This window comes from Enterobacter quasimori (genome assembly GCF_018597345.1).
In the GTDB taxonomy this organism is placed as follows: domain Bacteria; phylum Pseudomonadota; class Gammaproteobacteria; order Enterobacterales; family Enterobacteriaceae; genus Enterobacter; species Enterobacter mori.
In genome coordinates this window covers 1-461 of sequence record NZ_JAHEVU010000018.1, presented here as the reverse complement: position 1 = coordinate 461, position 461 = coordinate 1, and the positions used below count along the sequence as shown (strand labels likewise).

Sequence of the window (461 nt, the reverse complement as noted above, 5' to 3'; positions counted from 1 at the left end):
GTAACAAGGTAACCGTAGGGGAACCTGCGGTTGGATCACCTCCTTACCTTAAAGAACCTGCCTTTGTAGTGCTCACACAGATTGTCTGATGAAAAGTAAATAGCAAGGCGTCTTGCGATTGAGACTTCAGTGTCCCCTTCGTCTAGAGGCCCAGGACACCGCCCTTTCACGGCGGTAACAGGGGTTCGAATCCCCTAGGGGACGCCACTTGCTGGTTCGTGAGTGAAAGTCACCTGCCGTCATATCTCAAAACTCATCTTCGGGTGACGTTTGAGATATTTGCTCTTTAAAAATCTGGATCAAGCTGAAAATTGAAACGACACATCTTTAATGGTGTGTTCGAGTCTCTCAAATTTTCGCAATCTTGAAGTGAAACATCTTCGGGTTGTGAGGTTAAGCGACTAAGCGTACACGGTGGATGCCCTGGCAGTCAGAGGCGATGAAGGACGTGCTAATCTGCG

1 tRNA gene is annotated in these 461 nt (G+C 48.4%); it reads left to right on the top strand.

The annotated features are described in order from the left end of the window. Window positions 1-131 precede the first annotated feature (131 nt). Window positions 132-207: transfer RNA gene (locus tag KK102_RS22080), tRNA-Glu, on the top strand. The last annotated feature ends 254 nt before the right edge of the window (window positions 208-461 follow it).